We start from the raw sequence: 6,223 nt of genomic DNA on the forward strand, positions 1-6,223 counted from the left end.
GACGCCCGCAACGCCGCGAAGAGCGTGAACTCGTCATGGTTGACCCCCATCAACACCGGTACCCGGGCTGCCCGATCGGCAGCGAATCCCTCGATCGGATTGTCCGGCAGCGCAGCCGTTCCGGTGACCGGCCCGGAGAGCCCGTCTGAGTCGCCGATGAAGTAGTACCAGGGTGGCCGCTCGAGTCGGGTCGCCGGCAGCGCACGCAGACACCGCGCGGTGGTGGCGGGATTGCGACACCCTGCCGCGATCGCATAATCCACGCTCTCGCGCTGCCCGACCGCCAGGTCGGCCTGCGCCTGACAGGGCGCGCTCTGGATGATCGCCGCGCGGAACAACCCGACCGACCCTGGCGCGATGAGATGATCGCACACCGACATGCCGCCCGCGGATTCGCCGGCGATGGTCACCTTTCGCGGATCGCCGCCGAACGCGGCGATGTTGTCGCGGACCCATCGCAGCGCGGCCTGCTGGTCGGCCAGCCCGTAGTTGCCCACCGTGCCGGGCGCACCGAGCGACGGATGGGCCAGGAAACCGAGCGCACCCAACCGGTAGTTGATCGTGACGACAACGATGTGGCCCCTCGCGGCCAGCCAACGCGCGTGATAGATGTCGCCGCTGCCGTTGACGAAGCCTCCGCCGTGAATCCACACCATCACCGGGCGCTTGTCGTTGTGTTGTCCGCGGGCCGGAGTCCAGACGTTGAGCGTCAGGCAGTTTTCGCTGGTCGGCTTGCCGACCCGCGGATTGGGTCCGGTGTCCTGCATGCACTGCGGCCCGGCCTTGGTGGCGTCCAGCATCCCCGACCAATGCGCCGCCGGCCGCGGCAGTTGCCACCGCAACGGCCCCACCGGCGGCGCCGCATACGGAATGCTCTGGAACAAGCGGTAATCCGATGCGACCTGCCCGCGCACGGATCCCATCGCGGTACGCACGACGCCGGCATCCAGCGGACCGGCGTATGCCGGTTCGACCTTTCGGGGCGCGACGAGGGCACCGTGCCCGCAAGCCACCGCCGTCACAGCCGTCACCAGCAGGGCAGCCCAGGCCCGGCGGCGACGAGATGATCGGATCGGCACGAAAAGACAGCCTACGGATTAGCCGAAAGTGCTCATCGGATAATCCGCAATCACGGAGACTTAAACCTGACACGTGTCAACAAATCCCGATCAACGCGGCAGGTGAACAGGTAGATGAGCGCACCGATCATTGACGAGGCCGCGAAGGTATTCGCTGATCCAACGTCGTATGCCGACGAACCGCGGCTGCACGCGGCGCTGACCCACCTGCGCGCCCATGCGCCGGTGTCGCTGGTCGACAGCCGGCCCTACCGGCCGTTCTGGGCGATCACCAAGCACGCCGACATCACGCACATCGAGCGGGCCAACGATCTGTTCATCAACGAGCCGCGCCCGTTGCTGGCCACCGCTGCCGCCGACGACATGGCGCGCCGGCAACTGGACGCCGGAATGGGGTTGCGCACGCTGATCCACATGGACGACCCGCAGCATCGCGTGGTGCGCGCGATCGGCGCGGACTGGTTTCGCCCGAAGGCGATGCGGGCGCTCAAAATCCGGGCCGACGAACTGGCCAAGATCTACGTGGACAAGATGGTGGCCGCGGGCGACGAGTGCGACTTCGTGCAAGAGGTCGCGGTGAACTACCCGCTCTATGTGATCATGTCGCTGCTGGGCTTGCCGGAGTCGGACTTTCCCCGCATGCTCGCGCTGACTCAGGAACTGTTCGGCGGCGACGATGACGAGTTCAAACGTGGCGCAACGCTCGAGGAGCAGCTACAGGTGCTGCTCGAATTCATCGGCTATTTCAATGCGCTCACCGCATCGCGCCGCGAGCAACCGACCGAAGATCTGGCCTCCGCCATCGCCAACGCCCGTGTCGACGGCGAACCGTTATCCGACGTCGACACCACTTCCTACTACATCATCATCGCCACCGCGGGCCACGACACCACCAGCGCGACTATCGCCGGGGGTCTGCAAGCCCTCATTGAAAACCCCGATCAACGAAAGCGCTTGAGCGACAACCTTGATTTGATGCCGCTGGCCACCGAGGAGATGATCCGCTGGGTGACCCCGGTCAAAGAATTCATGCGCACCGCGACCGCCGACACCTCGATACGCGGCGTGCCGATCGCACAAGGCGAATCGGTGTACCTCTCGTACGTCTCCGGAAACCGTGACGAAGAAGTGTTCAACGATCCGTTCCGTTTCGACGTCGGACGTGATCCGAACAAGCACTTGGCATTCGGCTACGGGGTGCACTTCTGTCTGGGCGCCACGCTGGCCCGGATGGAAGTGAACAGCTTCTTCACCGAATTGCTGCCGCGGCTTAAAACCGTTGAGCTCAACGGAGACCCAGAGCTCATCTCGACGACGTTCGTCGGCGGTCTCAAGCACCTGCCGATTCGCTACCAGGTTCGTTGAGCGCCGCGTTCTGGGCGCGCTGCACGTGCAGGAAGCCATCGACGGCAGCCCGCGTGCACTCCCGGTAATCGAAGTTGGGCAGGGTGGACAGCCGACCCAGCACCACCGGGCCCATCAGTAGGGCGATCGCCCGCGAGCGGTCGATATCACCCAGTTCGGCGGCCGCGGGGCTGTCGAAGATCGCGTCGAACGGTGCGGCGTACTGCTGGGCGATCCGTTCCCGCAGCGTGGTGATCGCGGGGCCGTCGGGAGTCCGGGTCTGACGCGATTCCGGCAACTGCTCCAGGTCTCGCCCGAGCGCCAGCCAACTCATCGCCATCACCATGCCCGGGGCCTCGGCGATCGATTGCCCGAATGCCAGCACCACTGCGATCAGCCGATCGCGCAGGGTGCCGTCTTCGGAAGGCATCGGCGCCGGCGGGATCAGGCCGCTGAAAGCCGCTGCCAGCAACTCATTTCCGCTCGGGAAGTGGCGGTACAGGGTTGCCCGGGCCACATTGGCGCCACGCGTGACCGCGTCGACGGTGACTGCGCTCGGCCCGCCGGTGCGAAGCAGGGCGGTGGCGGCTTCCAGCAACCGAGCCCGGGAACGCGCCGGCCGAGGATCGGTCTTGTCGGTGATGCTGACCACCTCCTTCATCCGATCTGAACAGCCTACGCAAAGCGCCTGCCGGGTCCGATACCGACCGCGCGGCGATTCAGCTGACGAACTCCGCAGCCCGATGCCCCAGCATCGCGATGGTGGCGTGCGGGCCGCGGCCGGTGACGGTCGGCAGCACCGACCCGTCGATCACCCACAGCCCTCCGATACCGTGCACGCGGCACTGATGGTCGACGACTGCCAACGGATCTTCGACGCCGCCCATCGGGGCCGTGCCACACAGATGCTGCGACGTCGACCAACCGGGCGCACCGACTTGCGTTGTCGAGCCGACTATTTCGCGCGCTAGATCGCAGCCGGCCTGCAACGCCGCGACGTCCCCGGGCTCGCTGTCGTAGCGATGTTCGATCCTCGGCGGGATCAGCGGATCCGCGGAGACCAAGGTCAGCCGGCCGCGAGCCCGCGGCCGCATCAGCGCCACACCGAGGTGCGGCCAGTCCGGGTGTCCTGCCGTCCCATCGCCGACCATCGCCACAAAGCCACCGGTGTACGGCCGGATTTCCACATCGTCGGGCGTGCTGAGCACCACTTCGAGCGCCGGCCGGCCGGTTGCGACCGCCCAGGTCGTTGGCAGCACCCATTCCGGGTGGTCGCTGAATTCCAGACCGACCGGCAACCGGGCCACCAGGTCTACTCCGGCGGTCCGCAGCATCGCCTCGTCACCAATACCGGAAAGCATGAGCAGGTGGGCGGATTCGATCGCACCGGCCGACAACACGATGCGATCGGCCGTCACCGTGATCGGCCCGCCCGGCCCGATGGCGTCCACAGCGACCGCACGACCGCCGGCGAAGCGCAGTCGGACGGCGCGCGTCTGGGTCAGCAAAGAGAGGTTGGCGCGCCCCAGCGCGGGCAGCAGATACGCGGCCCCCGGGCCGATCCGCGTCCCGTCGACGATGTTGAGCGGCACTGCGCCCACACCTGATGGCAGACCGGCGAGCTTGTCCACGTCGTTGAGATCGGGTAGCCAGGCGAACCCGTGCCGCTGCGCGGCATCAACAAAAGTCGCTGTGCTCCCGATGATTTCGCGTGTGCGCTGGACGGCGATGGGGCCCGCATCGCCGTGGGCAGGGCCGGTGAAATCCAGATCGGTCTCGATCGCGCGAAAGTGCTCGACGACGTCAGACCACCCCCAGCCGGGCAGTCGGTAGCCGTCGAAGTCGCGCCGCAGGCCCCGGCAGAAATAGCCACCGTTGACGGCGCCTGAGCCGCCGACCGTCGCGCCGCGCATGATCGCGAACCGGCGGGCCGGGCGATCGGTGAGTTGCGTCTGGTAGCGCTGGACCAACGGGCTGACGGCGCCGATGGGCAGCCGCAGCCCGTTCGCCGTCTCGGCGCGAAGCATCGGATCGGCCAGGCCGATCCCAGCCTCCAGCACAGCCACCGAACAGCGCGAGTCAGTCGAAAGACGGTTTGCAACAATGGATCCAGCGCTTCCCGCGCCGATGATCAGGACATCGCTGTGCAATGCCGCTGTTGTCAGGACTCAGACTCGAATCTGCGGCTTGAGCGGACCGATGTTGCGCTCCCGCACCACGCCGTACCAGAGCCCGAGACCGTAGGCCAAGTCATCGACACGCTTGAGCAGCAAGTAGGTCAGTAGCCCGATCGGCTGGGCGTCGTCATCGGCGGATTGCCGGCGACTGGCCCAATCCACCACACCGTCGACGATCGCAGCGACCAGCACGACCCGGCGGCACGATCGGAACGCAATGGCCGCCACCAACGCGACCGGCCAATAGTGCCTGCAGATCGCCGATGCCAGCTGCAACGCCGCCGACCAGAGGCCGCGGGCCGCCACCGTAAGAACGTCCCACATCTGGGTCTCGGTGCCTTGCATGCTTTTCGCGATCCGACGACCGGTCAGCCCCGCCACGAACAGAGACGCCAGGTATCCGAAGCTCGAGCCGATAGCCATCAGGATCCAGGCCGTCAGAGCCCATCCCGAGATCATCAGCGGGGCGATCTTGTCCGGGTGACGAACCGACAGCGGTGCGGCCGAACCACCGTAAAACGCTTTGCGTACAACCCAATCCCGCAATTCGGTCCGATGATCGTGCGCCACTTGGGCGATCGGCTCGTAGCGCAACCGGGCCCCGGCCTCGACCAGTCGCCAACACAGGTCAACGTCCTCACCGGAACGCATGGTCTCGTCGAAGCCGCCGACATCACGTAAAGGCGAAGTGCGACAAATGATTGCGGCGCTGGGGACGTACGAAACGGTGGTGTAGGGAATGATCGGAGCTTCGCGATGACCGAGATCCAGCGACGAGCGAATCGCCTCGTAGCGCGCGACCGGATTGTCGGTGTGCGCCAGGCCGACGATCCGCGGGGCGACCAGTGCCACGGTCGGGTCGCAGAAGTGGCCGAGCAGGGCTTCCAGCCAGCCGCGCCGCGGGATTACGTCGGAATCCAAGAAGGCGACGTACCCCGTCTTGCAGGCGGCGAGGCCGGTATTGCGCGCCGCGGCCGGGCCCCTGCTCTGCCCGTGCCGCAAAATCTCGATGTTCGGATGCGCCCCGGCAAAATCCTCATGCGTGATCGGCGTCGATGACCCGTCGTCGACCACCACGATCTTCAAGCCGCGCAACGAGGTGAGCAGCCGGCGCAAGCCATAAGTGTTGTCGCGCACCGGAATTACGACGGTCACGTCACGGTGTGACGGACCGCCGGCCGGCCGCGGGTGGGCCACCGTCGCATCGAGCAGGGTCCGGGCCAGTTCGGCGCTGACCGCGTCGCTGACTTTGAGCCGGCCGTCGGCAAGCATGTCCTGGGCAGCGGGGGCCAGCCGCAATATCCGGGTGGGCGACCCGCCCAGCAAAGCCGCACCCTGGCCGAGCACCCTGACCCGCCGGTCGACTTGCACGGCAAATCCATCCGGCAACCGCGCCTGGGTCATGTGAGCATCCCGTCGGCTGCGGGGGTCCAGCGCTGGATCCGGCGCAAGCAGTCGTCGACCATCTCCATCAGTATCCGCTCACCCTCGGCGGCGGTGGCGGTGGTTGGGTCCCCCAGCACCCCGACCTCGCTGACTGCCGCGACTCCCCCGCTGCGCATCGAGGGCAGCAAGTCGGACAACGGCGCGCCGTTGCCAGCGCGCCAGCGGTCGGTCAGAACG

General features: G+C 66.9%; 5 protein-coding genes and 1 pseudogene. 1 reads left to right on the forward strand and 5 read right to left on the reverse strand.

Translation table 11 applies throughout. From position 1 onward, the window contains the following. The coding region (locus tag WAN02_RS25135; protein WP_422267495.1) for a carboxylesterase/lipase family protein at nucleotides 1–1,079 on the reverse strand (1,079 nt) is incomplete at its 3' end. 114 nt (nucleotides 1,080–1,193) lie between these two features. Here WAN02_RS25135 and WAN02_RS25140 point away from each other — a divergent pair. After that, the gene (locus WAN02_RS25140; RefSeq protein WP_422267497.1) at nucleotides 1,194–2,444 is read left to right on the forward strand and encodes a cytochrome P450; all 1,251 of its coding nucleotides are present in this window, start codon (nucleotides 1,194–1,196) and stop codon (nucleotides 2,442–2,444) included. Here the strand turns inward: WAN02_RS25140 and WAN02_RS25145 are convergent. The 4 genes and pseudogenes from WAN02_RS25145 to WAN02_RS25160 all read right to left on the reverse strand — a co-directional run. Further along, nucleotides 2,410–3,084: a TetR/AcrR family transcriptional regulator gene (locus tag WAN02_RS25145; RefSeq protein WP_422267499.1), complete on the reverse strand. Its 675-nt coding sequence runs from the start codon at nucleotides 3,082–3,084 to the stop codon at nucleotides 2,410–2,412. The two genes, WAN02_RS25140 and WAN02_RS25145, sit on opposite strands and share 35 nt — an antisense overlap. A gap of 58 nt (nucleotides 3,085–3,142) precedes the next feature. Then, on the reverse strand, nucleotides 3,143–4,588 hold the full coding sequence (gene mftG / locus WAN02_RS25150) for a mycofactocin system GMC family oxidoreductase MftG (protein WP_422267503.1): 1,446 nt from the start codon (nucleotides 4,586–4,588) through the stop codon (nucleotides 3,143–3,145). 3 nt (nucleotides 4,589–4,591) lie between these two features. Continuing rightward, nucleotides 4,592–6,004 (reverse strand): mycofactocin biosynthesis glycosyltransferase MftF, encoded by a 1,413-nt coding sequence (gene mftF / locus WAN02_RS25155; protein WP_422267501.1) that lies wholly within the window; start codon nucleotides 6,002–6,004, stop codon nucleotides 4,592–4,594. After that, a pseudogene (locus WAN02_RS25160) lies at nucleotides 6,001–6,223 on the reverse strand (mycofactocin biosynthesis peptidyl-dipeptidase MftE); the annotation flags it as partial. The gene mftF and the pseudogene WAN02_RS25160, both read right to left, overlap by 4 nt.

It is taken from the genome of Mycobacterium sp. (assembly GCF_049281135.1).
GTDB lineage: Bacteria > Actinomycetota > Actinomycetes > Mycobacteriales > Mycobacteriaceae > Mycobacterium.